44 protein-coding genes and 1 pseudogene are annotated in these 26,047 nt (G+C 57.2%); 28 read left to right on the top strand and 17 right to left on the bottom strand.

The genetic code is table 11. The features are described 5' to 3' along the window. Positions 1–2: 2 nt before the first annotated feature. The 8 genes from ruvB to HWN36_RS01320 form a co-directional block, all read right to left on the bottom strand. On the bottom strand, positions 3–992 hold the full coding sequence (gene ruvB, locus HWN36_RS01355) for a Holliday junction branch migration DNA helicase RuvB (protein ID WP_176787556.1): 990 nt from the start codon (positions 990–992) through the stop codon (positions 3–5). After that, the gene (ruvA, locus tag HWN36_RS01350; protein ID WP_176787554.1) at positions 989–1,585 is read right to left on the bottom strand and encodes a Holliday junction branch migration protein RuvA; all 597 of its coding nucleotides are present in this window, start codon (positions 1,583–1,585) and stop codon (positions 989–991) included. Before ruvA ends, ruvB begins: the two co-directional genes overlap by 4 nt. A 1-nt stretch (position 1,586) precedes the next feature. After that, positions 1,587–2,057 carry a crossover junction endodeoxyribonuclease RuvC gene (gene ruvC / locus HWN36_RS01345; protein WP_176787552.1) on the bottom strand — a complete coding sequence of 157 codons (471 nt, stop codon included), beginning with the start codon at positions 2,055–2,057 and terminating at the stop codon, positions 1,587–1,589. A 59-nt stretch (positions 2,058–2,116) separates the two neighbouring features. Then, the gene (locus HWN36_RS01340; RefSeq protein ID WP_176787550.1) at positions 2,117–3,034 is read right to left on the bottom strand and encodes a M48 family metallopeptidase; all 918 of its coding nucleotides are present in this window, start codon (positions 3,032–3,034) and stop codon (positions 2,117–2,119) included. Between the two features lie 403 nt (positions 3,035–3,437). Continuing rightward, the gene (locus tag HWN36_RS01335) at positions 3,438–4,388 is read right to left on the bottom strand and encodes an IS5 family transposase (RefSeq protein WP_176787388.1); all 951 of its coding nucleotides are present in this window, start codon (positions 4,386–4,388) and stop codon (positions 3,438–3,440) included. Between the two features lie 373 nt (positions 4,389–4,761). Beyond that, complete coding sequence (locus tag HWN36_RS01330) at positions 4,762–5,343, bottom strand: acylphosphatase (protein ID WP_176787548.1); 582 nt, start codon at positions 5,341–5,343, stop codon at positions 4,762–4,764. 723 nt (positions 5,344–6,066) lie between these two features. Continuing rightward, positions 6,067–6,330, bottom strand: a complete 264-nt coding sequence (locus HWN36_RS01325; RefSeq protein ID WP_176787546.1) for a HepT-like ribonuclease domain-containing protein — start codon at positions 6,328–6,330, stop codon at positions 6,067–6,069. 34 nt (positions 6,331–6,364) lie between these two features. Continuing rightward, complete coding sequence (locus tag HWN36_RS01320) at positions 6,365–6,691, bottom strand: nucleotidyltransferase family protein (protein ID WP_176787544.1); 327 nt, start codon at positions 6,689–6,691, stop codon at positions 6,365–6,367. 89 nt (positions 6,692–6,780) lie between these two features. Between HWN36_RS01320 and HWN36_RS01315 the strand changes: the two genes are divergently transcribed. The 10 genes and pseudogenes from HWN36_RS01315 to HWN36_RS01270 all read left to right on the top strand — a co-directional run bounded on the left by HWN36_RS01315 (position 6,781) and on the right by HWN36_RS01270 (position 12,372). Continuing rightward, positions 6,781–7,335, top strand: a complete 555-nt coding sequence (locus HWN36_RS01315; RefSeq protein ID WP_176787542.1) for a nucleotidyltransferase domain-containing protein — start codon at positions 6,781–6,783, stop codon at positions 7,333–7,335. Beyond that, a complete protein-coding gene (locus tag HWN36_RS11880; RefSeq protein WP_246269809.1) occupies positions 7,328–7,483 on the top strand; it encodes a hypothetical protein in 156 nt (51 codons plus the stop codon). Before HWN36_RS01315 ends, HWN36_RS11880 begins: the two co-directional genes overlap by 8 nt. 168 nt (positions 7,484–7,651) lie before the next feature. Further along, the gene (locus tag HWN36_RS01305) at positions 7,652–8,839 is read left to right on the top strand and encodes an ATP-binding protein (protein WP_218133174.1); all 1,188 of its coding nucleotides are present in this window, start codon (positions 7,652–7,654) and stop codon (positions 8,837–8,839) included. Positions 8,840–9,516: 677 nt separating this feature from the next. Further along, positions 9,517–9,852 (top strand): annotated as a pseudogene (locus HWN36_RS01300) (nucleotidyltransferase domain-containing protein); the annotation flags it as partial. Continuing rightward, entirely contained in the window at positions 9,849–10,301 is a 453-nt protein-coding gene (gene hepT, locus HWN36_RS01295; protein ID WP_246269808.1) for a type VII toxin-antitoxin system HepT family RNase toxin, read from the top strand. The pseudogene HWN36_RS01300 and the gene hepT (HWN36_RS01295), both read left to right, overlap by 4 nt. Next, positions 10,268–10,537, top strand: a complete 270-nt coding sequence (locus tag HWN36_RS01290; RefSeq protein ID WP_176787540.1) for a hypothetical protein — start codon at positions 10,268–10,270, stop codon at positions 10,535–10,537. Before hepT (HWN36_RS01295) ends, HWN36_RS01290 begins: the two co-directional genes overlap by 34 nt. Positions 10,538–10,873: 336 nt before the next feature. Then, positions 10,874–11,071 carry a hypothetical protein gene (locus HWN36_RS01285; RefSeq protein WP_218133173.1) on the top strand — a complete coding sequence of 66 codons (198 nt, stop codon included), beginning with the start codon at positions 10,874–10,876 and terminating at the stop codon, positions 11,069–11,071. Then, on the top strand, positions 11,056–11,385 hold the full coding sequence (locus HWN36_RS01280) for a type II toxin-antitoxin system PemK/MazF family toxin (protein ID WP_176787538.1): 330 nt from the start codon (positions 11,056–11,058) through the stop codon (positions 11,383–11,385). The genes HWN36_RS01285 and HWN36_RS01280 overlap by 16 nt, the downstream gene beginning before the upstream one ends. 136 nt (positions 11,386–11,521) lie before the next feature. After that, a complete protein-coding gene (locus HWN36_RS01275) occupies positions 11,522–11,986 on the top strand; it encodes a nucleotidyltransferase domain-containing protein (RefSeq protein ID WP_176787536.1) in 465 nt (154 codons plus the stop codon). A 155-nt stretch (positions 11,987–12,141) separates the two neighbouring features. Then, a complete protein-coding gene (locus tag HWN36_RS01270; RefSeq protein ID WP_176787534.1) occupies positions 12,142–12,372 on the top strand; it encodes a type II toxin-antitoxin system HicB family antitoxin in 231 nt (76 codons plus the stop codon). Positions 12,373–12,511: 139 nt separating this feature from the next. Here the strand turns inward: HWN36_RS01270 and HWN36_RS01265 are convergent, their stop codons facing one another. Both HWN36_RS01265 and HWN36_RS01260 read right to left on the bottom strand, forming a co-directional pair. Next, complete coding sequence (locus HWN36_RS01265; RefSeq protein WP_343044898.1) at positions 12,512–12,718, bottom strand: type II toxin-antitoxin system HicA family toxin; 207 nt, start codon at positions 12,716–12,718, stop codon at positions 12,512–12,514. 13 nt (positions 12,719–12,731) lie between these two features. Further along, positions 12,732–12,980 carry a type II toxin-antitoxin system HicB family antitoxin gene (locus HWN36_RS01260; RefSeq protein ID WP_218133172.1) on the bottom strand — a complete coding sequence of 83 codons (249 nt, stop codon included), beginning with the start codon at positions 12,978–12,980 and terminating at the stop codon, positions 12,732–12,734. A gap of 131 nt (positions 12,981–13,111) precedes the next feature. On the opposite strand from HWN36_RS01260, the gene HWN36_RS11780 reads away from it, so the two are divergent. The 4 genes from HWN36_RS11780 (at position 13,112) to HWN36_RS01245 (ending at position 14,083) form a co-directional block, all read left to right on the top strand. Beyond that, a complete protein-coding gene (locus HWN36_RS11780) occupies positions 13,112–13,264 on the top strand; it encodes a hypothetical protein (RefSeq protein ID WP_218133171.1) in 153 nt (50 codons plus the stop codon). Between the two features lie 27 nt (positions 13,265–13,291). Next, complete coding sequence (locus tag HWN36_RS11775) at positions 13,292–13,477, top strand: type II toxin-antitoxin system Phd/YefM family antitoxin (RefSeq protein WP_218133170.1); 186 nt, start codon at positions 13,292–13,294, stop codon at positions 13,475–13,477. 155 nt (positions 13,478–13,632) lie between these two features. Next, positions 13,633–13,866, top strand: coding sequence for a type II toxin-antitoxin system HicB family antitoxin (locus HWN36_RS01250; RefSeq protein ID WP_176787528.1), 234 nt, complete (start codon positions 13,633–13,635; stop codon positions 13,864–13,866). Then, a complete protein-coding gene (locus HWN36_RS01245; RefSeq protein ID WP_176787526.1) occupies positions 13,859–14,083 on the top strand; it encodes a type II toxin-antitoxin system HicA family toxin in 225 nt (74 codons plus the stop codon). Before HWN36_RS01250 ends, HWN36_RS01245 begins: the two co-directional genes overlap by 8 nt. Before the next feature lie 478 nt (positions 14,084–14,561). On the opposite strand, the gene HWN36_RS01240 is transcribed toward HWN36_RS01245, so the two are convergent. From HWN36_RS01240 to HWN36_RS01220, 6 genes are all read right to left on the bottom strand, one after another. Next, complete coding sequence (locus tag HWN36_RS01240; protein ID WP_176787524.1) at positions 14,562–14,825, bottom strand: HepT-like ribonuclease domain-containing protein; 264 nt, start codon at positions 14,823–14,825, stop codon at positions 14,562–14,564. A gap of 34 nt (positions 14,826–14,859) precedes the next feature. Beyond that, the gene (locus HWN36_RS01235) at positions 14,860–15,186 is read right to left on the bottom strand and encodes a nucleotidyltransferase family protein (RefSeq protein ID WP_176787522.1); all 327 of its coding nucleotides are present in this window, start codon (positions 15,184–15,186) and stop codon (positions 14,860–14,862) included. 378 nt (positions 15,187–15,564) lie between these two features. After that, a complete protein-coding gene (locus HWN36_RS01230; RefSeq protein ID WP_176787520.1) occupies positions 15,565–15,855 on the bottom strand; it encodes a nucleotidyltransferase family protein in 291 nt (96 codons plus the stop codon). Positions 15,856–16,029: 174 nt separating this feature from the next. Further along, positions 16,030–16,302, bottom strand: a complete 273-nt coding sequence (locus tag HWN36_RS01225) for a HepT-like ribonuclease domain-containing protein (RefSeq protein ID WP_246269807.1) — start codon at positions 16,300–16,302, stop codon at positions 16,030–16,032. After that, positions 16,268–16,423 carry a HepT-like ribonuclease domain-containing protein gene (locus HWN36_RS11875; RefSeq protein ID WP_246269806.1) on the bottom strand — a complete coding sequence of 52 codons (156 nt, stop codon included), beginning with the start codon at positions 16,421–16,423 and terminating at the stop codon, positions 16,268–16,270. The genes HWN36_RS01225 and HWN36_RS11875 overlap by 35 nt, the downstream gene beginning before the upstream one ends. Beyond that, positions 16,420–16,737, bottom strand: coding sequence for a nucleotidyltransferase family protein (locus HWN36_RS01220; RefSeq protein WP_176787518.1), 318 nt, complete (start codon positions 16,735–16,737; stop codon positions 16,420–16,422). Before HWN36_RS01220 ends, HWN36_RS11875 begins: the two co-directional genes overlap by 4 nt. A gap of 226 nt (positions 16,738–16,963) precedes the next feature. Between HWN36_RS01220 and HWN36_RS01215 the strand changes: the two genes are divergently transcribed. Then, positions 16,964–17,230: an AbrB/MazE/SpoVT family DNA-binding domain-containing protein gene (locus HWN36_RS01215; RefSeq protein WP_176787516.1), complete on the top strand. Its 267-nt coding sequence runs from the start codon at positions 16,964–16,966 to the stop codon at positions 17,228–17,230. Further along, a complete protein-coding gene (locus tag HWN36_RS01210) occupies positions 17,224–17,472 on the top strand; it encodes a type II toxin-antitoxin system RelE family toxin (protein WP_176787514.1) in 249 nt (82 codons plus the stop codon). The genes HWN36_RS01215 and HWN36_RS01210 overlap by 7 nt, the downstream gene beginning before the upstream one ends. A gap of 496 nt (positions 17,473–17,968) precedes the next feature. Here the strand turns inward: HWN36_RS01210 and HWN36_RS01205 are convergent, their stop codons facing one another. Continuing rightward, the gene (locus HWN36_RS01205) at positions 17,969–18,592 is read right to left on the bottom strand and encodes an acylphosphatase (protein WP_176787512.1); all 624 of its coding nucleotides are present in this window, start codon (positions 18,590–18,592) and stop codon (positions 17,969–17,971) included. A gap of 427 nt (positions 18,593–19,019) precedes the next feature. Between HWN36_RS01205 and HWN36_RS01200 the strand changes: the two genes are divergently transcribed. The 12 genes from HWN36_RS01200 to HWN36_RS01145 all read left to right on the top strand — a co-directional run bounded on the left by HWN36_RS01200 (position 19,020) and on the right by HWN36_RS01145 (position 26,028). Next, on the top strand, positions 19,020–19,307 hold the full coding sequence (locus tag HWN36_RS01200) for a hypothetical protein (RefSeq protein ID WP_176787506.1): 288 nt from the start codon (positions 19,020–19,022) through the stop codon (positions 19,305–19,307). Positions 19,308–19,796: 489 nt separating this feature from the next. Continuing rightward, complete coding sequence (locus HWN36_RS12210) at positions 19,797–20,003, top strand: UPF0175 family protein (protein WP_343044897.1); 207 nt, start codon at positions 19,797–19,799, stop codon at positions 20,001–20,003. 162 nt (positions 20,004–20,165) lie between these two features. Further along, positions 20,166–20,603 (top strand): type VII toxin-antitoxin system MntA family adenylyltransferase antitoxin, encoded by a 438-nt coding sequence (mntA, locus tag HWN36_RS01190; RefSeq protein WP_176787510.1) that lies wholly within the window; start codon positions 20,166–20,168, stop codon positions 20,601–20,603. Further along, positions 20,600–21,025 (top strand): type VII toxin-antitoxin system HepT family RNase toxin, encoded by a 426-nt coding sequence (hepT, locus tag HWN36_RS01185; RefSeq protein WP_176787508.1) that lies wholly within the window; start codon positions 20,600–20,602, stop codon positions 21,023–21,025. Before mntA ends, hepT (HWN36_RS01185) begins: the two co-directional genes overlap by 4 nt. Before the next feature lie 77 nt (positions 21,026–21,102). Continuing rightward, complete coding sequence (locus tag HWN36_RS01180) at positions 21,103–21,285, top strand: hypothetical protein (RefSeq protein WP_246269805.1); 183 nt, start codon at positions 21,103–21,105, stop codon at positions 21,283–21,285. A gap of 14 nt (positions 21,286–21,299) precedes the next feature. After that, positions 21,300–21,587, top strand: coding sequence for a hypothetical protein (locus HWN36_RS01175; RefSeq protein ID WP_176787506.1), 288 nt, complete (start codon positions 21,300–21,302; stop codon positions 21,585–21,587). 541 nt (positions 21,588–22,128) lie between these two features. Continuing rightward, a complete protein-coding gene (locus tag HWN36_RS01170; RefSeq protein WP_246269804.1) occupies positions 22,129–22,323 on the top strand; it encodes a UPF0175 family protein in 195 nt (64 codons plus the stop codon). Between the two features lie 184 nt (positions 22,324–22,507). Further along, positions 22,508–22,735, top strand: coding sequence for a hypothetical protein (locus HWN36_RS01165; protein ID WP_218133168.1), 228 nt, complete (start codon positions 22,508–22,510; stop codon positions 22,733–22,735). A gap of 20 nt (positions 22,736–22,755) precedes the next feature. After that, positions 22,756–23,001 (top strand): hypothetical protein, encoded by a 246-nt coding sequence (locus HWN36_RS01160; protein WP_176787502.1) that lies wholly within the window; start codon positions 22,756–22,758, stop codon positions 22,999–23,001. A 77-nt stretch (positions 23,002–23,078) separates the two neighbouring features. Next, positions 23,079–24,266 (top strand): IS200/IS605 family element RNA-guided endonuclease TnpB, encoded by a 1,188-nt coding sequence (gene tnpB / locus HWN36_RS01155; RefSeq protein ID WP_218133167.1) that lies wholly within the window; start codon positions 23,079–23,081, stop codon positions 24,264–24,266. Between the two features lie 105 nt (positions 24,267–24,371). Next, on the top strand, positions 24,372–25,499 hold the full coding sequence (locus HWN36_RS01150; RefSeq protein WP_176787304.1) for an IS256 family transposase: 1,128 nt from the start codon (positions 24,372–24,374) through the stop codon (positions 25,497–25,499). Between the two features lie 313 nt (positions 25,500–25,812). After that, positions 25,813–26,028: a DUF3368 domain-containing protein gene (locus HWN36_RS01145; protein ID WP_176787500.1), complete on the top strand. Its 216-nt coding sequence runs from the start codon at positions 25,813–25,815 to the stop codon at positions 26,026–26,028. The last annotated feature ends 19 nt before the right edge of the window (positions 26,029–26,047 follow it).

Here is a 26,047-nt window from a genome sequence, read left to right as displayed (position 1 = left end):
TATTATAAGGCCGCATCGAGGTGCCGCCGCGCCGCCGCCGTCGTCTCCCGGCCCTGGGGCGTGCGCTTGATAAACCCGATCTGGATCAGGTAGGGCTCGTAGACCTCTTCGACGGTCCGCACCTCCTCTCCCACCGAGATGGCGATCGTCCTGACCCCCACCGGCCCCCCGCCGAAGTCGTCTGCGATCACCGAGAGGATCCGGCGGTCGAGGTCGTCGAGGCCCAGGCGGTCGATGCCGAGCATGGTGAGGGCGGCGTCGGCGGTCGCCCCGTCGATGCGGCCGTCGCCCCGGACGAGGGCGAAGTCCCGCACCCGCCTGAGGAGACGGTTGGCGATCCTGGGCGTCCCGCGGCTCCGCCGTGCGATCTCGTCCGCCCCTTCAGGGGTGATCGGGGTCTGCATGATCGCGGCGCTCCGTTCCACGATCCTGACCAGGTCGGCGGCCTCGTAGAGGTTGAGGCGGAAGATGAAACCGAACCGATCGCGGAGGGGGGAGCCGAGCAGCCCGACCTTCGTCGTGGCCCCGACCAGGGTGAAGGGCTCGAGCGGGAGCTGGACCGAACGCGCCCCCGGCCCCTCGCCGATCATCACGTCGATGCAGGCGTCCTCCATCGCCGGGTAGAGGATCTCCTCGACGACCGGGTTTAGCCGGTGGATCTCGTCGATGAAGAGGACGTCTCCGGCAGAGAGGGCGGTGAGCTGGGCGGCCAGGTCGCCGGGCCGCTCGAGCACCGGGCCTGAGGTGCTCCTGATCCCGGCCCCCATCTCCCGGGCGATGATCTGGGCGAGGGTGGTCTTCCCCAGGCCCGGCGGACCGGAGAAGAGGATGTGGTCGAGGGACTCGCCGCGCTTTTTTGCGGCGGCGATGGCGATGGCGAGGGTCTCTTTTACCTGCGGCTGGCCCACGAACTCGTCGAAGGAGGCCGGCCTGATGGCGACGTCGTCGGGCTCGTCCCTGAGGAGGGCAGGTGAGGGGATGCGTTCTGTCATGCGGACCGGTGCTCCCTGATGTATGCAAGTGCGGCCCTGATCAGGGCCTGCACCGTCGGGTCGGCGAGGCCCGGGAGGACGGCGTCGACCGCCGCTTCAGCCTCCTGCGGCGAGAACCCGAGGGAGATGAGGGCGCTTGCGGCGTCGCGGACCTCGGCCGGGCGCCGGCTGACGGCCAGGGTATCGGCACGCTTCTTCATCTTCTCCTTCAACTCCAGGATCAGGCGTTTCGCACCCTTCTGCCCGATCCCCGGGATCCGGGTGAGCGCCTTTTCGTCCTCGTCAAGGACGGCGAGTGCGAACTCCTCGAAGGAGAGCCCGGAGAGGATGTTCATGGCGGTCTGGGGGCCGATCCCGGTGACGCCGATCAGGATCGTGAAGAGGTCGCGTTCGCTCGGGTGGAGAAAGCCATAGATCTGGATGTCGTCGTCGCGGACCACCATATGGGTGTGCACCATGACGCGGCCCTCGGTCTGCCTGAGGCGCTCCAGCGCCGGCCTGGTCACCTGCACCTGGTAGCCGACGCCGCCGATATCGATCACCACCCACCGGTCGCCGGTGGATGCCAGTTCTCCAGAGAGATGAGCGATCATCTTATCGTACCATATTGATGTGGCAGAGGGCGATGGCGAGGCCGTCGGCGGCGTCGTCCGGACGGGGGAGTTCGTCCAGGCGGAGGAGCCGCCGCATCATCTCCTGCACCTGGTGTTTGTCGGCACGCCCGGATCCGGTGACTGCCTGTTTGATCTGGTTCGGGGTGTACTCGGCGATCGGGATCCGGCGCTGAACCGCGGCAAGGAGGATGACGCCCCTGGCCTCGCTGACATGCATCGCCGAGGTGACGTTCCTGGAGAAGAACAACTTTTCCAGGACGACCCATGCGGGGTCGTATTCGTCGAGGAGGGCCGAGACCCGCTCGTGGATCTCGAGCAGCCGCTCCGGGGGGCTCCGGTCCCCGCCGGTCTCGATGCAGCCGAAGGTCAGCGGCGCCGGAAACCGCTCGCCTTTTCTGAGGACGCCATAGCCGACTCTTGCCAGCCCGGGATCGATGCCGATGACGATCATGGTGATATGCCGTTTACGTGAGTATTCGGTGCTCCTGGTTGATACCTTTTGTTGAACGGTCAGGCGCCCTTTGCCCAGCACGGGTGGTAGTTTTTCAACCGCTCCTTTCTGGCGTCGGCGTCCGGCATGACCGCCCTGAGGGCGTCGTAGAAGGTCCGCTGGTGGTGGGGGTGGAGGATGTGGCAGAGTTCGTGGGCGACGACGTATTCGATGAGGTCTGCGGGGAGCATGGCGCAACGCTCGTTGAAGACGATCTTCGGGTCGGGGTGGCAGCGGCCCCAGAAGGTCTTCATGAAGCGGACCTCCACGGGGGGAACGGCCACGCCGAATGCACCGGCATATCGCGGGAGGGAGCGGTTCACCCGGGCGAGCGTTGCGGTGCGGAGATATGCGGAGACGGTCGAGTGAATGGAGCGGTCGTCCGGGACCAGGAGGAGATCCCCTTCGAGGGAGGGCTCGCTCCTCTCCTCTGCCCGGATCGTCACCTCCCTTCCCCGGAGGAGGAGGGCGCCGCCGTCGGCGTATTCGACAGAGCGCGCCGGGGACCGCCCGGCGATCTGCTTCTGGATCTGGGCGGCATGCGCTTCGACGAATGAGCGGACGCGGTCTCTCGATATGCCGGGAGGAGCGGTGACCTGGATAGTGTTGTCGGGCAGGATCCTCAGGGTGAGGTTGACCGCCCGCGGGCGGTAGGCGATCACGTACGGGACGGCCGTCCCGCCGAGGAGAAGGGTGGCATGCGCTTCGCCGGCGGCCCGGAGGATCCAGGCCTCGTTGGTGCGCAGGGCGGCGGCGATCTCTTTCTGGGGTGTGCCGGGCGGCGCCCGCACCACGATTTCGCCATCCCTGACCCCGATGCGCACGCTCCGGCAGCGGGGGCAGGGCTCGACGGCGTACCGGATCAGGCGCCCGCCGGCCCTGAGGATGCCGCCAGAGGGGGTGCGCTCTCCGGGACGGTGCCGGTCTGTCATTGCCATGATCTCTGTCTCCTGAGGGGAAAAGGGATGCCGGTCGAGATCGCCTGCATGTTCTCTGGTGCAATCCCCTTCCAGGGGCTGGCTGCCCCCGCAAACCAGCGATTGGGTGGGGCCGGCGAGGCAGAGAGCACTCGCCCCTGCCATGGAGATAAAAGAGGGCTCTTCGCTACTGTGTGTGGGTAGCCCTGATATCTTCATTTGACTCCTCTCAGGCGACACGGGATAATGGGCTGACCTCACGAAGCAGGTCGCGATTGATAAAGCGAGGAGTGTTTCCAGAGAATTGCGATTAACTCCTCCCTGCCATCAGATACTCGCTCCCGACTGCCCTCTTCCCCTCGCTGTTCAGCCGTTTCCTTCCTGAACCCCTGCATTTAGAGGGTTTTTTGGATTTTCTCGAGAGCTATCGCTCGGCAGCTTGCGCTTTGAGGGTAAGAAGTTGCCTGAAGTTGAAATTCATGCAGGAGAAGATGTTCTTGACGTGCACTCTGGCAACCGTCGTGACCATGAGGTGGCCTGCATGGAACACCCGCTTGATCACGGCAAACGGTCGTTCCACCAGCGATCGTGTTCTGCTGATGGCCTTGTTCCGCCGGTTCTCCTTGATGGAGAGGGGATGGTTGCGAACGGCCCGGTGCATGGTCTTGTCCATAGATGCCTGCGGTTTCACCCCAAAATAGCCTTTATCGCGATAGACCGTCTCACCTTCCCGGGAGAGATCGATCCTGCTGTCATGGAGTGACGCCGTGGTGGTCTCAATCCGGCGGATCAGCTGACTGTCCTTGTCGAGCAGGATGTGAAGTTTGTACCCGAACTGTGACTTCGAGCCCTTCTTGGCCCAGGTGCCGTCGCGGCTGCGCCGCGTCTCTGCCTGATCTCCCCGGGGCGTGCCGGCAGGAGCATGCCCGGGATCGGCGGTGATGAACGTCGCGTCCTGCATGACACCGCGTTTGATGGCGAGCCCTTGTACTTCGAGTTGCCGCTGGAACTCATCCCAGATCGCGGTATCCTTCCCGGTTTGCGCCAAGCGTTCCCGGAACAGCCAGACCGTCGACCGATCCGGAATGGTTTCCGGATATCCCAGGAAGTGACGGAACGAGATCCGGTCGGTCGCCTGACGCTCCAGTTCGGGGTCAGACAGGCCATACCACTGCTGAAGCACCAGCAGCCGGATCATCAGAACGACGTCATAGTTCGGACGGCCGCCTCGCCCCTCGGCGTTGGTGTAGAGGTCAGCAAGGAGAGGGCGGAAGGCATCCCAGTCGATCAGACCGCTGACCTCACCCAGCCGATCACCCAGAGCTGCAAGGCTGGCATATTCGTGGTGGATCGCGAAATTGGTAAACGTGCTCATGGGAAAAAGGTCGATCCGGGACTATAAAGTACTTTGGGTGAGGTGGGGTTGTTCGAAATTCTCTCCAGATTAAAAGGAGTTGATCCCTGTGCTGGTGCCTGGGGGCTGGCTTGCCCCGCTGATCTGCGATAGGAGGGATGGGCGTAATCCCTCAGGATCCCGTGTGCGCCTTCCCGGTCCAATCGTGCGCGGGGGTCCGGGGGTGCAACCCCTGGCGTGCAGTGTGGGGAAGGCGGTTGATCGATAGGCACGTGTGAAAGCGTTACCCACATGAAACAGCGAAGAGCCTAAAAGAGTATCGTGAGCGGGTGAATGAGAGAGAGGAGACAAGAACGTCGGGCACAAAACCCCATGACGCGGGATGGGGAGCAGCTCAGACCTGGATGCCTGCCCGGGCAAGCGCTTCCTTGATGGAGACGAGTTCCTTCCGGATCTCTCCAAACTCGTCATCAAGACGCTTCCTGGTATCGCTCCGGAGCCCGACAATCTCTTCTTTCGTCTCTCTGCCGATCTGGAGGCCCTGGTCCTGTTTGTCCAGCACCAGGTCCTGTTTGTCCAGCATCAGGTCCTGTTTGTCCAGCATCGTGCGCTGTAACTGGAGGCTCTGGTCTAATTTCATATCCATGCTGTGCAGTACATTCCCGGCGTAATCCATCCGCTCGAATGTCTCCTCCTGGATGTCTCCCCGGATGATCTCAAAATCGGCGTACTCTCCTGTGGCTTCTTCCCATCTGACGGTGAACGATTTGACGGCAATGGGTCTTCGTATGATATTGATCTCGTTGATGAAGTCCTGGAGATCCTGCTCGCTCCCCTCTGCGACGATCTCGACCTCCCCGTTCTTGAGATTCATCACGTACCCCGAGATATTCCGTTCAAATGTCTCGTTGTACACATGCTCCCGATAGCCGACCCGCTGGACACGCCCCCGTGCAGTGGCCACACATCGATTCATTCAATTTCACTCTGTATGGCGGAGATAAATAGTTTCTCCGGATCTGCACTTCACCAGGCGAAGCGCTCTCCATACCCTGCCTGCACCACAAAAGGGGGTAGCAAAAGAGAGAATGTCGATGAAAAAATTCTGCCCCCATCAATACGTGAAGATTTCACCTTTGCGATGCGCACGCGTGAGGGCGCGGATGATGGGTGCGTGTAGCCGGAAAGGGATGCCCGGGACGTGGTGAGATCGGCAGGGGTTATGCTCGATCAGATCAGGACGGTTGTTCAAACGTGAGGATCACGCGGCTGAGGCAGGAGTCCTGCCCTTTCGAACTTATTGCAAAGGCGCGTTCGGCATTCCTGATGAAGAGATCATCTCACGGCTGCACGGATCGGCGCCTGCCGGCCCACGAATATAACACGGTAATTGCCCGATAATGACCCGAATTTAGCCGTTTTTCGGCCAGAATGCCTCCCCCTCCCCGGCCGCATGCGGGGGTTTGAAGGGAGGCCCATTACTGCCAGTCATACTGGCCGCCAGGGGGGCAGGAGAGGGGGCGGTATTTCGTGGGTTTCTCGAATGACGCCTGCGGGGCCGGGATCGGCGGATCCCGACCGTACTGGCCGCGATTGGCCGGGCGATCCCCGGATCCGGGGGTGATATGGGCGTATTTTGGCGATGATGGAGGGGGGCAATGGAGTGTTCCTCATCGCCGCCCTGAAGCAGGAACGATTATCAGGCGAGATCGAGCATCTCCCTGACCGCAGCCTGCAGATCAGGAATTTTGTTCCGGACGACATCCCACACGATCTCATCATGCACCCCGAAGTAAGCGTGAATGAGAATGTCCCGCATGCCTGCAATCTTTCTCCAGGGAACAGCGGGATGCCCGGACGTGATCGGTTCGGGAATGAGTTTGACGGCCTCGCCGATCACCATGAGGTTCCGGATCACCCCGTCCTGCACAAGATCGTTCTTTATGAACGCCTCGTAGTCCATTCCCCGGGTATATCGCTGAACCCTCTCGATCGCCTCAAGAATGTCTCTTAGATAGAGATTCTATTCCCTGGACATACCTGACGCTCCGGAGGATGTGGGGTGCAAGACCCGGTTTTAAGGTGTCCCGGTCGACGAGGTCGACGCTCCTCCCGAAGAGGTCTTCGAGGAAAAACGTGAGGTCCATATAGGTGTCAAAGGAGCGCCTCCCCTCCTCGAACTCGATCAGGATATCGATATCGCTGTCTTCGCCTTCTTCGCCCCGGACAAAGGACCCGAAGAGCCCGATCCGCCTGACGCCGAGGCTCCTGATCCGCGCCCGGTGATCTGCCAGCGCACCGATGATGCCCTCAGCCGTCAGCATGCTATTACCTCTGGTACGCACGGATCAGGATAAGGGTTTCCTCCCGCGGCCAGAGAGAGGCGCTACCTTTTTCAATCATCGGTTCAAATATGTTCCATGTGGAACAAAATATATCCATTCAGATCGTTGCTCTCCTGCTCAGAGGCGACTCGCACCCTCGCAAACTCGCAAAAGATCTGGGCACTTCTCACACCACCGTGCTGCGGAAACTCAAAGGTCTGTTGGACGAAAATGTCGTCGACTTCAGGGCAGAGGGGAAAAATAGGATCTATTTCCTGAAAAAAACCCTTGAAGCACGGGTTTATGTCTTCATGACGGAGTGGTACACCCTCGGAACGTTGATCGAGCAGGCCCCCCACCTGAGGTCCGTCGTCAGGACGATTCAGGAGAGAGAGGATATCCCGCTTGCCGTGCTCTTCGGGAGTTACGCAAAGGGGACGGCGGACCAGAGGAGCGACATCGACGTCTATATCGAGACGGGCGAGAGAGAGGTGAAGCGGGAGCTGGAACGGTGCCACTCGCGGCTCAGCATAAAAATCGGATCCTGGGACCCGGAGAATCTGCTGATCCAGGAGATCGCAAAACACCATGTCGTCATAAAGGGGGTCGAACGCTACTATGAAAAGACAAAATTTTTTGAGTAAACTCTTCAGAGAGGGGAAGGTCCAGATCGTCGAACCCGGCGGTCAGGTCCAGGAGGCATACCGGAAGAAGTCGGAGAGTTATCTTATCTCGGCAAAGATCCTGCTGGAGAACGGGCGGCTTGAAAGCACGAGATCGAGCCCAGTATGAGCGTATTCTCGGAGGAACGGTGTTGATCGATGAAGACATTTGAGCAGTGCCCAGGTAACTCATCGAAACCAATGCATCTCGCACGCTCAGACATCCCTTCACTCTGACCTCTGGAGAGGGGCAGACATATATGGACATATTGTAAATAGTATTTACAATATGTCCAACATGGCGCCCATCATCAGGCGGGACGCAGAGGAGAAGGTCCGATCGCTCGCCCGGGGATTCCCGGCGGTATCGGTGATAGGCCCCCGCCAGTCAGGGAAGACGACCCTCGTCCGATCGGTCTTCCCGGATCTGCCCTATGTGTTACTGGAAGATCCCGACACCCGCGCCTTTGCAGAGGAGGACCCGCGCAGTTTTCTTGCGCAGTACGAGAAGAGCGGGGCAGTCTTTGATGAGGTGCAGCGGGTCCCTGAGATCTTTTCGTATCTCCAGGGCGTTCTGGACAGGCATCAGAGGCCGGGGCAGTTCATCCTCACCGGGTCCCAGAACTTCCTGATGATGGAACGGATATCCCAGTCGCTTGCCGGCCGGGTCGGGATCATCAAACTGCTCCCCCTCTCGATGAGGGAACTTGTCCGTGCCGGGATTGAGGCCGGAGGGTATGAGGACCTCCTCTATGCCGGTCTCTTCCCCCGCCCGTACAGCAGCGCCATTCAGCCGGCGGATTTCTATTCGTCATATATTCAGACATACCTTGAGCGTGATCTCCGCCTTCTCAAGCAGGTGCAGAACCTCTCGACATTCCAGGCATTCATGAAGATGTGCGCCCACCGGTCAGGCCAGGTGGTCAACTACTCGTCCCTTGCCAATGACTGCGGCATCACCCATAACACGGCGAAAGAGTGGTTGTCCCTTCTTGAGACATCGATGCTGATCGTCCTGATCAGGCCCCACCACAAAAACTTCAACAAGCGGCTGGTGAAGATGCCAAAACTCTACTTCACCGACCCGGGTCTTGCCGCTCACCTGGCCGGGATACAGCGTGCCGACGATCTCTGTTATCATCCGCTCAAAGGAGGACTCTTTGAATCGCTCATTATAACAGAGTTCCTGAAGTTCAGGTTCAACCGGGGCAAAGAGTCCAATCTCTTCTTCTGGCGGGATAAACTCGGGCACGAGATCGACTGCGTCATCGAATATGGAGGACTGGACCCTGTCCCGGTCGAGATCAAGTCGGGCAGGACGGCAAGTTCCGACTTCTTCAAAGAGATCACGTACTGGAACGGGCTCTCCGGCAACACGCCCGATCGATCGTTCGTGGTCTATGGGGGCGATCAGTCCCAGCGGCGGACCGGGGGGCAGCTGGTCGGCTACCGGGACCTGGAACCGATCTTTTCCTATCTGGGGTGAGGGAGAGCGGGGCACGAAGAGGGGGCCAGCGATGCGTGCCTGGCCGTACAGCGGTGCATCCCCTACGATTGGGCCGTGACCTCAAGATATGGCCCCTGTCTTCCTCCGGCCGGGCAAGGCCCCATTCTCCCGGCTGACCCGTATTCCCCCACGATCATGAAATAGTATACTACTCTCTATGAGTGCCTTCCCTGGCCTCGAACTCACCCATCCCCATGAGCGCTCCAGGAGCGAGAGTGCAGAGCTCGTCGAGAGCAGGCCGACCTGATCGATTCGTTCCGGGAAAATCTGCCCTCTCCCGTGCCCGGTACCTCGATCTGCACCGGGTGCCTGGAAACCGGCGCCTTCAGGGATGAGGATCCGGGCGGGCGAGCATTCTGCCTCTGTCAGACCGATTCGCGAAAGAGTAATGGTGCATCACCACCAGGACAGTGTCTGGAGATGAGGAGACGATTGATACAGAAAAAAGACCCTCTATCACCGATGAGCATGGAGAGGGCGTTGCCGTGATTCTTCCCCTCCGGGAGCTGGATCTCCATGATCTGGCTGTGGCGGCAGAGCGTCGTGAGCGAACCGGCCATCACGCTCGAAGAGATGAAGAAGCGAATTTCGACCGGCGGTGGTTGACGGGGAATGCAAGGCAATGATCCCGGCAGACGCTACGGTGCCGCCAGAAGAGTTATGAGAAGGAAGGTTCCATCCTCTATGACTCTGTCTCCCGCGGCGATGCACGAGAGGGATCGGATATCGACCTCTGTGTCTTCTTCGACGGAGATCCCGCGGAGGCGTCGAAGTTCAGGTTTAATGCGCTTGCCGAACTCTTCAGCGACCGCTATGACCTCCAGATTTTTCAGCAGCTCCCGCTCTATGTGAGGGTGGAGGTGCTCCGCGGACGGGTGCTCTACTGCCCTGATGAGCGGTTTTTGTACGACGTCGCCGTCGAGACCATCAGGGAGTTCGACGCATTCAAGCACCGCCTCTATGACTATATCGGGGAGCGGGCGATTCTATGAATGGACCGATCAGAAGTGCCGCCATCAAGACCAAACTTCAGGAGATGACCGAGAGCATCGATATGGTCCAGGACCATCTGCCCGATGCGGCCGAGGCGTTCACCAGACCCGGGATCGTCAGGGACGGTATCTACAAGAGAGCGGGATTCGCCATCGAGAATGTTTTTGATATCTGTGCGGTGCTGAACACCGACCTCCGCCTCGGTGTGCCCGGCACGGACGAAGATATCGTCGACCACCTGATACGGCACGGGGCCCTCAGCAGAGGAATGCTCAAGAACCTCAAAGCGATGAAAGGGTTTTGGAATATTGTCGTCCACCGCTACGGGGTGATCGACGATGCCCTCGCCTTTGCGATCCTGCAGGAGCATATCGGAGATTTCGCTCAGTTCGGGCAGGAGATCGAGGCCCTCCTGTGCAGACGGGCTTGCGGCGGGGAGCGTCCCTGATCAAGGTTATTCAGGAAAGATCGCTCTGTGACGGCTCCCCGACTGAAACTGCAGGCGCAGGCATCCTCTCGTCCGGGAAGGCGTGTAGTCTCGCAGGGATGAACCACCGGGAGAGCATCGCCTGGCACAGGAAGATCCCGCGGCACCATCTCGACGAGGACCTCGATCAGGACAAAAGCCTATGCTACGGGCGGTCAGTAACTCCTCGCTGCTCATCCATTCTCCTCGTCGCCTGACCCCAACGGTTTTCATCGGTCTGCATTCCGCCTGCTGTCGGTGTGAGGTCGTTGACGAGGGGGGAAACCGCCCGGGAACAGGGGAGGTCAGGAGGGGCTGGCTCCCGGTGGTCGAGCCCGGGTGCACCTGCTCGAACAGGACCTGCACGAAACAGAGAGTACTCGCTCCTGCTGTGGAGATGACTGAGTATCATGAGCGAGATCACCGGCGCGGATCAGGTGACGGTATCCACAAAAGATACATAATTGCAGAAAAATAAATCAGTGATGAGATAATCCCCTCGCCGCACCTGCCGGACAGGGGTCCCCACCCACACCATACCAGGTCGATGTGCCATGAGCCGAGTGAAAGAGGAGATCATCAGCGAGTTGAACAATCTCTCGCCCGGGGCGTCCAGAGAAGTTCTCAGTTTCATCAGGTTCCTGAAACATACACGCCAGAAGGCCGCACCCGACACCGCCCTCGCGAGCGAGCCCATGCTCCGAAAAGACTGGCTTCTTCCCGAGGAGGAGGAAGCATGGAGCGATTTGTAAAAGGTGATGTTGTTGTCGTGCCGTTTCCCTTCTCTGATCTTACAACGGTGAAACGGCGTCCGGCCTTCGTCGTTGCCACCCCGGGTGGCGACGACATTATCCTCTGCCAGATCACGAGCCAGCAGGTCCGGGACCGCTATGCCATCAGCGATACCGATTTCACCGAGGGCACGCTCAGAAAAGGGAGCAATATCCGGCAAAACCGACTTTTTTCCGCAGATGCCGGTCTTGTCCTGTATCGGGCCGGCCACCTCAATGATCAGGCGATACTATCGGTCATCACCAGGCTCATCGAGATCCTTCAGGCGGGATAACCCAGGGTGATGTCGCCCCTCCAGCGCTTTTCATCGAGATTATTTCCGGCGCGAGCAATCGCGGACGATGGTTTCTCTATCACAGAGTAAGGTTTATGCCACCTTCACTCAACCCCGGTATCAGGTTGAAACAATCATGTCTCCTGGGCGAGATGGAAACGATATCGATAAAGAACGGATGATCAAAGAGATCAGCCGGTGCCTGTCAGGTTTCGAGGATCTCCTGCTCGGTTACCTCCAGGGTTCGTTCCTGGTGCGGAACGACGTTCATGACATCGATATAGGGATTCTCCTTTCCAGGGAGAGGAAAGCCTATGAACTCTTCAAGTACTCCATGACGATCGCATCAGACCTGGAGCGGTGCATCACCCCGAGGTTTGATGTGGATCTTCGGATCCTCAACAATGCACCTGTGGAGTTTCAGTACGAGGTGGTGAGGAGGGGGAGAGCCGTCTTTGCCCGGGATGAGGGGCTGCAGATCGCATTTGAGGCCGATGTCATGGCGAACCGGTCAGAGCGGGACTGGCAGACGATCGCTGGTATCGACAGGGCGGGTGAGTTCGTCGCCTTTGACCCGGAAGCGATCATAAAGGACGAGTGAGGCGTGGGAGTTCGCTCCTGTTATCAAAAGGGAAGCGGATGAATTTTTGCATGCGCCCTCAGGGATATGGTTCCATCCAGGGGCCCGGGCAACGAGGGACGCCGGCAGGAGGCATATCGGTCACTATTATCTATGAAGGGAGATGATACCCTCGTATGAGGACGTTGACGGCCGTACTCTCCAGGGAAGAGGATATGTACATCGCTGAATGCCCGGAGGTGGGTACTGTCAGCCAGGGCAGGACGGTGGAAGAGGCAGTGGCAAACCTTAAGGAGGCCACAGCGTTGTACCTCGCCGAGTTCCCGATGGAGGAAGGAGGGCGGCCCATCATCACGACGTTTGAGGTGGCCGGGAGTGTCGGTGCATGGTCCCGGGAGAGAGGGTGATAAAAATACTCTCGAAAGAGTAAGGTTTCATCTGCCGAGCGATTGAAACGTCCTGGAATAACAGCCGCCATTCTGCACGACCATAATAACTGCTTCCACAGAAATAGCCAGAGACTTCAGCGTTTACAGACCGGACATATCATCGCAGAAGATCTAAGAGGTCCTCTTTTGCGATGCAGTTCCACTGCGACACCTTTGCGACGATATCATTCAGGGTGCCTTTTGCAATCTCGTCATGGAGGGGAACCGTGATCCGGTGTTCTCCAGCAGGTGTATTCTTGCTCAGTTGAACATGGCTGCCACGCTGCCGCAGAACGGTATATCCAAGCGAGCCGAGCACCTTCACCAGAAGAGAACCGCTAACAACCGGAGATTTTGGCAATTGAACCGACCTGAAGTTCTGTCAGGGATACCACCGTGATCTGCTCTCCGGCATCGATAGTCTCTTCAAAGTGCAGTTCTACGGCATCTTTGATATTCTGCATGAGTTCGTCAAGCGTCGTGCCCTGCGTAAAGATGTCCACACCCATGCCGCGGGCACACCAGAACTCACCGTCAAAATAGATATCAAATTTAACCAGCATGACCGGTGCCTCCTTGTAGTGCATAGTATGTATGTAACCATAAATATGACGGGAGGTGCAGGACGGCAGGTAGTGGCCGGGTTTTTTGCCTGTTTTCCGCGTTAAATACCTTGTTGCCCGGCACATGTCAGAGGATAACAATCCCATACCTCCGGATGGGTGTGCAATGTGAGCACCGGCAGAGGGTGCAGGAGCGTGCCAAGGAGATCATTGCCGGAAGGTTCACAGGTCTTTCTGGACGGTGCATCCAGTTCAGGATCTTCGATTCTGCTGACGACACCCTGCAGAAAGAGATGAATGATATATGACACACACCCCACAGGGGGCAAAAAGAATTGAGCGCGGTAAAAGAGCACTCTATCACTGATGAGCATGGAGAGGGCGTTGCCGTGATTCTTCCCCTCCGCGACGACGAGGAGGACCTCCATGATCTGGCGGTGGCGGCAGAGCGACGGGATGAACCGGCCATCACGCTCGAAGGGATGAAGAAGCGAATTCGAACCTCCAATGGCCCCCTATAAGATTTTTTTCACGTCCAGTGTTCCTTTATGCCCCTGAGTAGAGCTGTACCTTCACAGGATACCCTCCAGAGTGCCGTGCTCCCGTGTTCGGTTGGTATTTATAGGGTATCGGGCTATTGATACATCATGAGCGGATCCGCGGGGTGTGGAAGGAGATGAAATACCTGAATTACCGCATCCTCCTCCGGAGAGAACCAGAGGGGGGGTATACCGTGACAGTCCCATTGCTTCCTGGTTGCGTCACCTACGGGGAGACGATCGACGAGGCGATAGCGATGGCGCGGGAAGCTATCGAGCTCTATATCGAGGACCTCCGGGAGAAGGGCGAGGATATCCCGACCGAGGAGGGCCTGCTGGAGTACACCCTCACCGTCGAAGCCCATGCCTAAAGTTCCCCAACTCACGCCCCAGAAGGTCATCAGGATCCTGGAGAAGAAGGGTTTTGTGCTGAGCCGGGTGAAAGGGAGCCACCACCTCTTCTACCATCCTGAGACAAAGCGCCGGGTTGTCGTACCGGTCCATACGGGCGTTCTGCCGACCGGTACGCTTCTTGAGATCCTCAAACGGGCCGGGATTGAGCGGGAGGAGATCCAGGACCTCCTGTAAGGCGCAGAACTCCTCGACAGAGTACTGTGCCGCCAGGATACGATGGCCCCTGCAGGGTAGTTTCAGGCTCTTCGCCACTTCACATGGGCACGTCCCACCTGATCCCATCAGCCCCTGGCGTGCCTTTTTCCACGTGGAGAGATGCCAGCGCAAATGTCCGCTCACACCCGGAAACGCTCGCCGTAATGGCCAGATTTCCGCCTGCACTCCTTTTCCCTCCCCGGCCGTCTGCGAGGGGTTTGAAGGGGTTTGTAGTACTAACAATCATACTGGCCGCCAGCGGAGCAGGAGAGGGGGAGGTATTTCGTGGGTTTCTCCGATGCCGCCCGAAGGGGATGGATCGGCGGATCACGGCGGTACGGGCCGCGATTGGCCGGGCGATCCCCGGATCCGGGCCCGGTATGGGCGTATTTTGGCAATGGTGAAGGGGGGGGCCAATGGAGTGTTCCCCATCGCCACCCTGAAGCGGGAACGATTATCAGGCGAGATCGAGCATCTCCCTGACCGCAGCCTGCAGATCAGGAATTTTGTTCCGGACGACATCCCACACGATCTCTGTATGCACCCCGAAATTGGCGTGATTGAGAATGTCCCGCATGCCTGCAATCTTTCTCCAGGGAACACCGGGATGCCCGGACGTGAGCGGTTCGGGAATGAGTTTGACGGCCTCGCCGATCACCATGAGGTTCCGGATCACCCCGTCCTGCACAAGATCGTCCTTTATGAACGCTTCGTAGTCCATTCCCCGGGTATATCGCTGAATCCTCTCGATCGCCTCAAGAATGTCTCTTAGATAGAGATTCTATTCCCTGGACATACCTGACGCTCCGGAGGATGTGGGGTGCAAGACCCGGTTTTAAGGTGTCCCGGTCGACGAGGTCGACGCTCCTCCCGAAGAGGTCTTCGAGGAAAAACGTGAGGTCCATATAGGTGTCAAAGGAGCGCCTCCCCTCTTCGAACTCGATCAGGGTATCGATATCGCTGTCTTCGCCTTCTTCGCCCCGGACGAAGGATCCGAAAATCCCGATCCGCCGGACGCCGAGGCTCCGGATCCGCGCCCGGTGATCTGCCAGCGCACCGATGATGCCCTCAGCCGTCAGCATGCTATTACCTCTGGTACGCACGGATCAGGATATGGGTTTCCTCCCGCGGCCGACCCTGCTTGCCATGTCACCCGATCTCGTCTGTACTCCCGGGATTGTTCTCCCCACGGAACGGATTGACGATCTCAAGCATGCATATCCCGGAAAAATCGCTCTCGTTCCGGGTGCACAGTCGTGGACCAGTGCGGTGGCCGCAATCACTGCATCGGGGATCCTGATGCCATGTGTTCGTCGCAGATGGATGGACGTGTCTGCAATTGTTTCGGTCAGGGAATACACTTCTGCAGAGCGGATGAACGCCTCCCGCCCCCCCTGCGTGTAGGACTCGATCCTATCGGTACATTCGAGGATATGGATGAGGTACGGCCAGATCGTCTTTCACAGGGGTACGGCCTCCTGGTGGATGCGGTCCCTGATATACCAGTGCAGTCCTCCCTCGGTCACCACATCGACCGTGCGGCCGAGCAGGTCCTCCAGATCCTGGACGAGGGCGACATGGTCGAGGAGATTTCGTCCCGGTTCAAATTCGACGAGGAGATCGATGTCGCTCTCCGGGGTCTCCTCGCCCCTGACGGCCGAGCCGAAGAGCCGGACCCTAACAGCACCGTGACCTGCTGCGATCCGCAGGATCTCATCCCGTTTTTCGAGCACATCCGCATACAGGCTCATCTGATCCTCTCCCATCTGAATAGAGGTTGCCATGGGGCTGCTCCCGTCTCCGCGATCTGCTGCTGGCCCCTTGCATGGCGTTCGCCCTGATAACGAGAGGCGGGGCCACGGAAGGTCTCTGGAAAAAAGCGCAGAGCACGATCTCGTCCCTCAGGCCGGGGCATGAAGCACCGGTCAGGGATCGCGGGGTTCGAAGAGAGATTCATCCCTCGCGTCCTCTGCCATCAGGTCGTCACGGAGACTCCGGACCGCAGACCTGAGCGGGGGAATATCATTCCGGACCGTCGTCCAGATGATCGCCCTGTTGATCCCGAAATAGGCATGAATCAGTTTGTCCCGCATACCGGCCATTTCTGTCCAGGGAAGAGCAGGGTGTTTCTCTCTGACCTCGCGGGGGATGCATTTGGTCGCCTCACCGATCCACCTCCAGCGCTCGCGTGACCGCATAGACGGTCTTGTCGTCCCCGCAAAACTGCTCATACGACATGCCCTCGGTGAAGATCTCGATCTTGTCAACGGCGTCAAGGATATCGTCCACATAATCGAGGGGACTGCGCCGCGCGGTCATATATAGAGAACCTCTTTCTGGACATGGCGGCCGATGCGGGGTTTGAGTGCACTCTTTTCGACCAGGTCCACCTTTCTTCCGAGGATCTCGGAGAGATACCGCTCGAGCCTGATAAACCCGAAGATCCCCGGAACTTCGGAGAATTCCACCAGAATATCCACATCGCTCCCCTCGCGCTCCTCGCCCCGCCGGCACGACCCGAAGAGGCCGATGGACCTGACGTGGTATGTCTCCTCCAGGTACGCCTTTTTCGCCTGGAGAATGCCGACGATCCTCGCGCATTCCCCGCCACACTGCAGAGCGGCCGTGTCCATTGCTGATCGGGATATGCATCTTTCTCTGTTGTATAGATATCCCCGGCCCACGGGGAATGACCGGGACGGCAGTGAGACAGGACAGGAGGCCCGGCACAAAAACCCCTGATCCGTGCGTTGCTCGACATCTGCGATGCCTGAGGGAAGGACCGAGGGGCGGAGGCGTTCGGTCGGCACCATGCAAAGAGCCATATAGGTAGAGTAAGATAAATCTTACTGGACACCCATGGACATTGGCATCACCAGACTGAGTTCGAAGGGGCAGATCGTCATTCCGGCATCTATGAGGAAAGATCTTGTCGAGGGGACACACCTGCTCGTCATCAGGGAGGGCGGCCGTTTTATCGTAAAACCCCTTGATGAACTGGAGCCGGAGCTAAAAGAAGACATTATCTTTGCAGAGAGAACAGAAAAGGCATTTGAGGAGTTTAAAAAAGGTACATTCACCAGAAAGAGCGATGTCGATTTTATCGATGATCTAGAATCATGGTGACTGTTGCCTACGATGCGTCCTTTAAGAAAACGATCAAAAAGATCCGTGATCGCACGACGAAGAACCGGGTGAAGCAGCAGATCATCAGGATCATCAATGATCCGGCGATCGGAAAGCCAATGAGGTACGGCAGAAAGCAGACGAGGGAGGTATATATCCCCCCATTCCGGTTATCGTATTGCTATGATCAGCAGAGGGATCTGCTGGTCTTTCTGGATCTGTATCATAAGGATGAACAGTAACGCCTGACGATCCTTTGCCAGAGCTCTTTGAAGACCGGCACCCTTCGCGGCGTTCTGAAACTGGCGAGGATCGATCCTGACGATTTTGCCAGGCACCTGTAGCCCCGCATGCTTCTGGACTGAGTGAACTATCCCGCGCCTGTTGGGCGGGGCAGTTCACAATAAGACGCGCAAATCTACCTTTCTGCCCGGAATTCGCCCGATTCCCACTTCGACTCCCTTCCCCTCCCCGGCCGTATGCGAGGGGTTGAAGGGGTTTGTATTACCAACAATCATACGTGCCGCCATGCTGGCAGGAGAGGGGGCGGTATTTCGGGGTTTTTGCCGATGCCGCCCACAGGGCCGGGATTGGCCGGGCGATCCCCCGATCAAGGGGAGATATGGGCGTATTTTCTCGATGAACGAGGAGAGCGGGATCAGGACGTCGAACGCAACCTCACCCTCAGGACGACCGCACGCATGACCCGGGCAGTTGGCGCGGGATGGAGAGAGTAAATCAGACCTGGATGCCTGCCCGGGCAAGCGCTTCCTTGATGGAGACGAGCTCCTTTCGGATCTCCCCAAACTCGTCATCAAGATGCTTCCTGGTATCGCTCCGGAGCCCTACAATCTCTTCTTTCGTCTCTCTGCCGATCTGGAGGCTCTGGTCCTGTTTGTCCAGCATCTGGTCCTGCTTGTCCAGCATCTGGTCCTGTTTGTCCAGCATCTGGTCCTGCTTGTCCAGCATCTGGTCCTGCTTGTCCAGCATCGTGCGCTGTAACTGGAGGCTCTGGTCTAATTTCATATCCATGCTGTGCAGTACATTCCCGGCGTAATCCATCCGCTCGAATGTCTCCTCCTGGATGTCTCCCCGGATGATCTCAAAATCGGCGTACTCTCCTGTGGCTTCTTCCCATCTGACGGTGAACGATTTGACTGCAATGGGTCTTCGTATGATATTGATCTCGTTGATGAAGTCCCGGAGGTCCTTCTCGCTCCCCTCTGCGACGATCTCGACCTCCCCGTTCTTGAGATTCATCACGTACCCCGAGATATTCCGTTCAAATGTCTCGTTGTACACATGCTCCCGATAGCTGACCCGCTGGACACGCCCCCGTGCAGTGGCCACAAATCGTTTCATTCATTTTCACTCTGTAGGGCGGACATAAATAGTTTCTCCGGATCTGCACTTCACCAGGCGAAGCGCTCTCCAGACCCTGTCTGCACCACAAAAGAGGGTAGCAAAAGAGAGAATATCGATGAAAAAATTCTGCCCCCATCAATACATGAAGATTTCACCTTTGCGATGCGCACTGTGAGGGCGCGGATGATGGGTGCGTGTACCCGGAAAGGGATGCCCGGGATGTGGTGAGATCGGCAGGGGTTATGCTCGATCAGATCAGGACAATTGTTCAAACGTGAGGATCACGCGGCTGAGGTAGGGGAGTCGTCATGGCGAGCCGGTGCGAGCGGGACTGGCAGACGATCGCTGGTATCGACAGGGAGGGCGGGTTCGTCGCCTTTGACCCGGAAGAGATCATGAAGGACGATTGAGGCGTGGGAGAAGCGTGTTCACTCTTGTTATCGAAAGGAAAGCTGAAGAATTTTTAAAGAAGCTGCCCGGGAAAAGCCGGCGCATAGTCGTTGAAAAGATTCTGGACCTGAGAGATGACCCCTATCCGGGGGGGAACAAGGAAAAACTCGATTACCCTCATCCTCCTGCGGTGTATCGCCTTCATGTAAGCAGGTCTTTTGCCGTGTTCTCTATCATCGATGACAATGAACAGATCGTGAAAATCGAGACGATCACAACGATCGAGCGGGCCCATAAAGAGTATTCACGCAGATCGGGTTGAGACTCCCGGGCCCTCCGTACGGTGTGCGCCCGCAGGACCCGGATCAGCCGTCTTTTTTGTTCCCTGCACGGCGTTAGCCCCGTACATAACCAGAAAATTCAGGACATTGCCAGGACTCCGGGGATTTCCACCCGGACTCACGTCTCCTCACCTGCCGTATGCGGGGTTTTGAAGGGAGACCCATTACTACCAATCATACTGGCCGCCAGCGGAGCAGGAGAGGCGGCGGTATTTCGGGGGTTTCTCGAATGACGCCTGTGGGGCCGGGATCGGCGGATCCCGGCGGCACTGGCCGTGATTGGCCGGGCGATCCCCGGATCCGGGGACGATACGGGCGTATTCAACCCAATCTATCCCCCTCACCAGAGAGGGTCATTCAGCACCAGCACCACTATTCTATGATCTCCGTCCCATCCCTATCGTACGGTATGTCAGACGTCACGATCATGGTGCCTCACGATATCGTCCAGGCGCTCCGCCTTCCTCCCGATGCCGTCCAGGCCGCAGGGGCCTGCCCTGGCACTCTACCAGCGCGGCATTCTCTCGTCCGGGAAAGCGTGTAGTCTCGCAGGGATGAACCGCCGGGAGTGGGAGGCATTGCCTGGAGCACGAAAGATCCCGCGGCACTATGCCGATGAGGACCTCGATCAGGACAAAAGCCTATGCCGCGGGCGGTCAGTAATTCCTCGCCGCTGATCCATTCTCCTCGTCACCTGACCCCAACGCTTTTCATCGGTCTGCATCCCGCCTGCAGTCTGGCGCGAGGTCGTGGACGAGGGCCCATCTATAACAGAGCATTCAGTGCAACGCTAGCTTTATCCTACCTTCACCCAACCCTAGTATCAGGTTGAAACAATCATGTCTCCAGGGCGAGATGGAAACGATATCGATAAAGAACGGATGATCAAAGAGATCAGCCGGTGCCTGTCAGGTTTCGAGGATCTCCTGCTCGGTTACCTCTATGGTTCGTTCCTGGTGCGGAACGACTTTCATGACATCGATATAGGGATCCTCCTTTCCAGGGAGAGGAAACCCCATGAACTCTTCAAGTACTCCATGACGATCGCATCAGACCTGGAGCGGTGCATCACCCCGAGGTTTGATGTGGACCTTCGGATCCTCAACAATGCACCTGTGGAGTTTCAGTACGAGGTGGTGAGGACAGGAAACGTGGTCTTTGCCCGGGATGAGGGGCTGCGGATCGCATTTGAGGCCGATGTCATGGCGAAGTACCTCGATCTCAAGCCTCTCTACGACAGGATGGACAGGGCCCTTCTTGCATCGGAGGTACGATGAGAATTCTTCATCACATGCGGGAGCTGCAGGACGCAATTGGAGACTGGGAGCGGTATCAATGCATCTCCCGGGAGCAGTTTTTTTCCGATCGGGATACCCGGAACATGGTTTTTCATGCGATGATGGTCGGGATCCAGTCGGCGATTGATATTGCGACCGATCTGATCGCAGAAGAGCGATTGCGGAGACCGGCAAGTTACCGGGAAACATTTGAGATCCTCGGGGAAAGCGGGATCCTTCCCGAACAGCTCACCCGAGACCTTTCAGCTCTGGCAGGATTCCGTAATGTCCTGGTCCATATCTACTGGGATCTTGACCTCGAACAGGTTTATGCAATCCTCCACCAGGATCTCGCTGCTCTCAGAGAATTTTTTGCTGCCATACAGGAACATCTCCAGGAACGGCGTTTGTCCGACCAATAATTGTGGCTCACGATCGATCACCCCGTATATCCCCCAGCACGAGTGAGACCGGCGGCCTTCAGATCAAGCGCATTCCCGTGAAAGAGTACACCGGGAAGAGTCTGCACGACCTGAAAGAAGCCGGACAGAGCTATGATGACCTGCTCTCCGGGATGATCCGGCGCGAGCGGGACTATCGGGACTGGCAGATGATCGTTGATATCGACAGGGAGGGCGAGTTCGTCGCCTTTGACCCGGAAGCGATCATGAAGGACGATTGAGGCGTGGGAGAAGCGTGTTCACTCTTGTTATCGAAAGGAAAGCTGAAGAATTTTTAAAGAAGCTGCCCGGGAAAAGCCGGCGCATAGTCGTTGAAAAGATTCTGGACCTGAGAGATGACCCCTATCCGGGGGGGAACAAGGAAAAACTCGATTACCCTCATCCTCCTGCGGTGTATCGCCTTCATGTAAGCAGGTCTTTTGCCGTGTTCTCTATCATCGATGACAATGAACAGATCGTGAAAATCGAGACGATCACAACGATCGAGCGGGCCCATAAAGAGTATTCACGCAGATCGGGTTGAGACTCCCGGGCCCTCCGTACGGTGTGCGCCCGCAGGACCCGGATCAGCCGTCTTTTTTGTTCCCTGCACGGCGTTAGCCCCGTACATAGCCAGAAAATTCAGGACATTGCCAGGACTCCGGGGATTTCCACCCGGACTCACGTCTCCTCACCTGCCGTATGCGGGGTTTTGAAGGGAGACCCATTACTGCCAATCATACTGGCCGCCAGCATGGCAGGAGAGGCGGCGGTATTTCGTGGGTTTTTCGAATGCCGCCCGGCGTGGCCGGAGCTCTGGATCCCGGCGACACTGGCCGTGATTGGCCGGTCTATCCCCGGATCCGGGGACGATACGGGCGTATTCAACCCGCTCTATCGCCGGATCCGGGGACGATACGGGCGTATTCAACCCAATCTATCCCCCTCACCAGAGAGGGTCATTCAGCACCAGCACCACTATTCTATGATCTCCGTCCCATCCCTATTTATCAGGTGAAGCAGTATGTCAGACGTCACGATCATGGTGCCTCACGATATCGTCCAGGCGCTCCGCCTTCCTCCCGATGCCGTCCAGGCTGCAGGGGCCTGCCCTGGCACTTTACCAGCGCGGCATTCTCTCGTCCGGGAAGGCATGCGCTCTTGCAGGGGTGAAACGGTGGGAGTGGGAGGCATTGCCTGGAGCACGAAAGATCCCGCGGCACTATGCCGATGAGGACCTCGATCAGGACCTGCACCCGGGCGAGGCAGTACAGCTGTAGACGTCCAAACACCTTCTACGCGGTCCGGGACAACGAGTATCCGTGACCATGCCCCACGAGGCTACAGGGAGGGGCCAGGCGGCATCTGTCCCTTCCCGGTCCGCACAATGCAGAGGCCTTCGTCACCTACCCCGCACCTGCTGGCTCCCACATGAAATGAACCCGGCACCGGGAAGCCATTCCCATGGTACTGAAAGAAGGACTATGTAGGATCAGCACCTACCATGGTTCGATGACCGCTACGGAGTTCATCCCCGTATCAGAAAGAACCTATAAAGCCATCTCGGATCTCAAGGGTCCGGACAGAACATTCGACGAAATCATTGCCGATCTGGTAGAGCATGCCAAAAAACAGCAACTCGAAGATGATGTTGAGGCTGTCCTGGCCCGCAAAAGGTTCGTGGAGCTGTAAGTGTGGTTTTTCGCGTTTGTGTGGATGAAGAGGCTTATGCGTTTTTGAATTCCCTTGATCCAAAGAGCCAGCGGATCATCAAAGACACCCTGAACCTCCTGAAGGAGAACCCTTATCCTCATTCTCGCGGTGACAAAGAGAGACTCCATACCGGCAAAAACCGGTCCATCTACCGGATGCATAGTGCACGTTCGTTTACCGTAATTTATCTTGCGGGGGTGAAGGGGGTGGAGCGAGAAGACCCCGGCCAACAGGTGCGGGGATGAAAGCGGAGCCGCCCTTCTGGTATGATCCCAATTATTACGACAAACTATATTTTATTATAATCCATAATACTGCCCGTATGCTTCAAGCCTACAAGTATCGGATGTATCCTTCACCGGAGCAGATTACGCTCCTCATGAAGCACATCCATGCTTGCCGGTTTGTTTACAATCATTCTCTGGAGCAGAAGATCCGGGCATATGAGCAGGAAGGTCGAAAACTCTCCTGCTTCGACCTGAACACCCGTCTTCCCGCGCTTAAGGAAGAGCACCCGTGGCTCAAAGAAGTTAATGCTCAATCTCTCCAGAGTTCACACAAGAATCTTGATAATGCCTTCACCCGGTTTTTCCGCGAGAAAAAAGGATTTCCTCGATTCAAGTCAAAGAAGAATCCGGTACAGTCCTTTCAGGTACCGCAACATTATCGCGTAGACTTTGATCTGGGGAAGATCAGATTTCCAAAGATCGGTGAGGTTAAGACTGTCTTCCACCGTGTCTTCACCGGGAAGATGAAGTATGCCACCGTTTCCGTAACATCGACCTGGAAATGGTTTGTCAGCATCCTTGTTGACGACGGGAAACCCGAACCTGAACCTGCACCGTTCTCTCTGGACACAACTATTGGGATCGATGTCGGGCTAAAGGACTTTGCAACTCTCTCCATGGGAGAGAAGATCGAGAATCCACGATATCTGAAGAACTCTCTTGCTCGGCTGAAAGTATTACAACGCCGAGTATCTCGGAAGGTCAAAGGATCAAAGAACCGAGCGAAAGCGATCCAGAATCTTGCTCGGTGCCACGAACGGATCGCCAATCAGAGAAACGATTTCCTGCACAAACTCTCTTTTCGAGTCGTGAGCGAGAACCAAGCCATTGCAGTGGAATCGCTGAATGTTGGTGGTATGATGAAGAACCATCATCTGGCGCAGGGGATAGGGGATGTTTCGTGGAGCTCGTTCTTTGCGATGCTGGAGTACAAGTGCCAGAAGTACGGGAAGACGCTCCTGAAGATCGGGAGATTCGATCCCTCCTCGAAGATATGCAATAATTGTGGGTATCTCAAGCGGGATCTTGCCCTCTCGGAGAGGGAGTGGGTCTGCCCTGACTGCGGCACTTATCACGACCGCGACATCAACGCGGCGAACAATATCAAGACGTTTGCCCTGCAAGAACAGAATCTTTTCGGGGTATCAGGTGCGGAACGCGCCGCTGAGCCTGTGGACTCGCCTCAAAAGAGGGAGAATGAAGCAGGAAGCCCCGCCCTTTAGGGCGAGGTAGTTCACACCGTCGATTCAGGATAGTGTAACGAATCTTCTGTAAAAATAATTTGGCCCTGAATCCAACCTAGATTTGGACAAAGGAGAAACAGGGCCATGGATCCCTTAGCGTTAATCGAAGATTATCTTTCCGATAATGAGAATGGCATGAAGACCCTCATCACCTGGTTCCTCAACCAGGTGATGCTGCTCGAAGCCCTCCACCAGGCGGGAGCCGAGCAGTATGAACGAACCGATGCGCGGAAGGCTCACCGAAACGGCTACAAGAAGCGCTCTCTAAAAACCCGATATGGAGAAACGATCCTCCAGAAACCACAATTCCGAGAGTTCCCCTTCGAAACACAGGTATTTGGACGCTATTCCCGGGTTGAGAAGGCTCTTGAGAATGCTATCTTTGAATCCTACCTTCAGGGAGTCTCAACCCGCCGGATCCAGGAGATTGTTGCTCATTTTGGCATCGAACAACTCTCTCCTGCTTCAGTATCCAGGATAGCAAAGGACCTCGATGAACAGGTCCATGCATTCCTTCAGAGGCCTATTGAACAGGAGATTCCCTATCTCTTTGTGGATGCTTCGTACTACAAAGTCAGAGAGGGACCACGCTACATCACCAAAGCTCTTCTGGTGATCGCCGGTGTTCGAATGGATGGCTACCGGGAAATCCTGGGAGCTAGAATCACTGATTGTGAAAATGAGATGTTCTGGTCGGGATTGTTCGAAGACCTCAAAGAACGAGGATTGGTGGGTGTCAAGATGGTTGTCTCAGATGGTCATGCCGGGATCCAGAAGGCGGCGGAAGCCGCCTTCCTCGGCGCATCGTGGCAGATGTGCTCGGTCCATTGCACCCGGGCGGTTTTAAAGAATATTCCACGGAAACATCAGAAAGAAGTTGCTGAGTCCTTGAAGGAGGCATATGGGGACGAGGAAAGACTTCAGCAGCTTGCAGATGATCTGAACGAACGAGGATATCGGAAAGCGGCCAATACGATCGAGAGATTCATCCCGGGACTTATGAGTTACACGGCGTTCCCGAAAGAGCACGCAAAGCGGATCCGAACGACGAACATGATGGAAAGAGTCAACAAGGAACTGAAACGGAGAACCAAAGTTGTAGGGGCCTTTCCCAATGAAGAGTCACTCCTCAGGCTGGCAGGATCCATCCTGATGGACATCAATGAGGAGTGGGTGACCGGCAGAAGATATTTGACGATGGAGGGGGAATGATCAAACAAGGAGACAGGGCTCAGACGAATTACAGAAGATCTGAAACACTACCCGATTCAGAGGCTGCGATCGTCCATATCACTCACCTCATGACGAATAGAAAAGGCACACCGGAGATACGGGCGCTTATAGCCGCAGGAGGTCAGTGATTTCCTCATTCATTTTCTGATCGCCCCAGCCCCCTCCAACACTTTTCATCGAGATTATTTCCGGCGCGAGCCTACCAGGAGAACTGTGTGGTCGAGCCCGGGTACACCTGCTCGAACAGGACCTGCACCCGGGTGAGTCGGAGAGCATCGCTCTGGCCCTGGAGATGAAACCCGATATTCTCCTTCTCGACGAGACCGAAGCCCGCCGTATCGCCGGACTCTACAATCTTCCGGTCACCGGTATTATCGGCATTTTGTTGCAGGCGAAGGCTGAAGGCCGGGTTGCCTCGATGCGCGAGGAGATGGACGGGGAGGGGGGCGGGTTCTGGATTCAGGATGCGCTGTACAGGCGCATTCTCACCGTGACAGGGGAAGCGTGAACCGTCCGCACCGAACCAG

The sequence above is a fragment of the Methanofollis tationis genome, assembly GCF_013377755.1.
GTDB classification, from domain to species: domain Archaea; phylum Halobacteriota; class Methanomicrobia; order Methanomicrobiales; family Methanofollaceae; genus Methanofollis; species Methanofollis tationis.
This window is presented reverse-complemented; position numbering and strand designations above follow the sequence as displayed.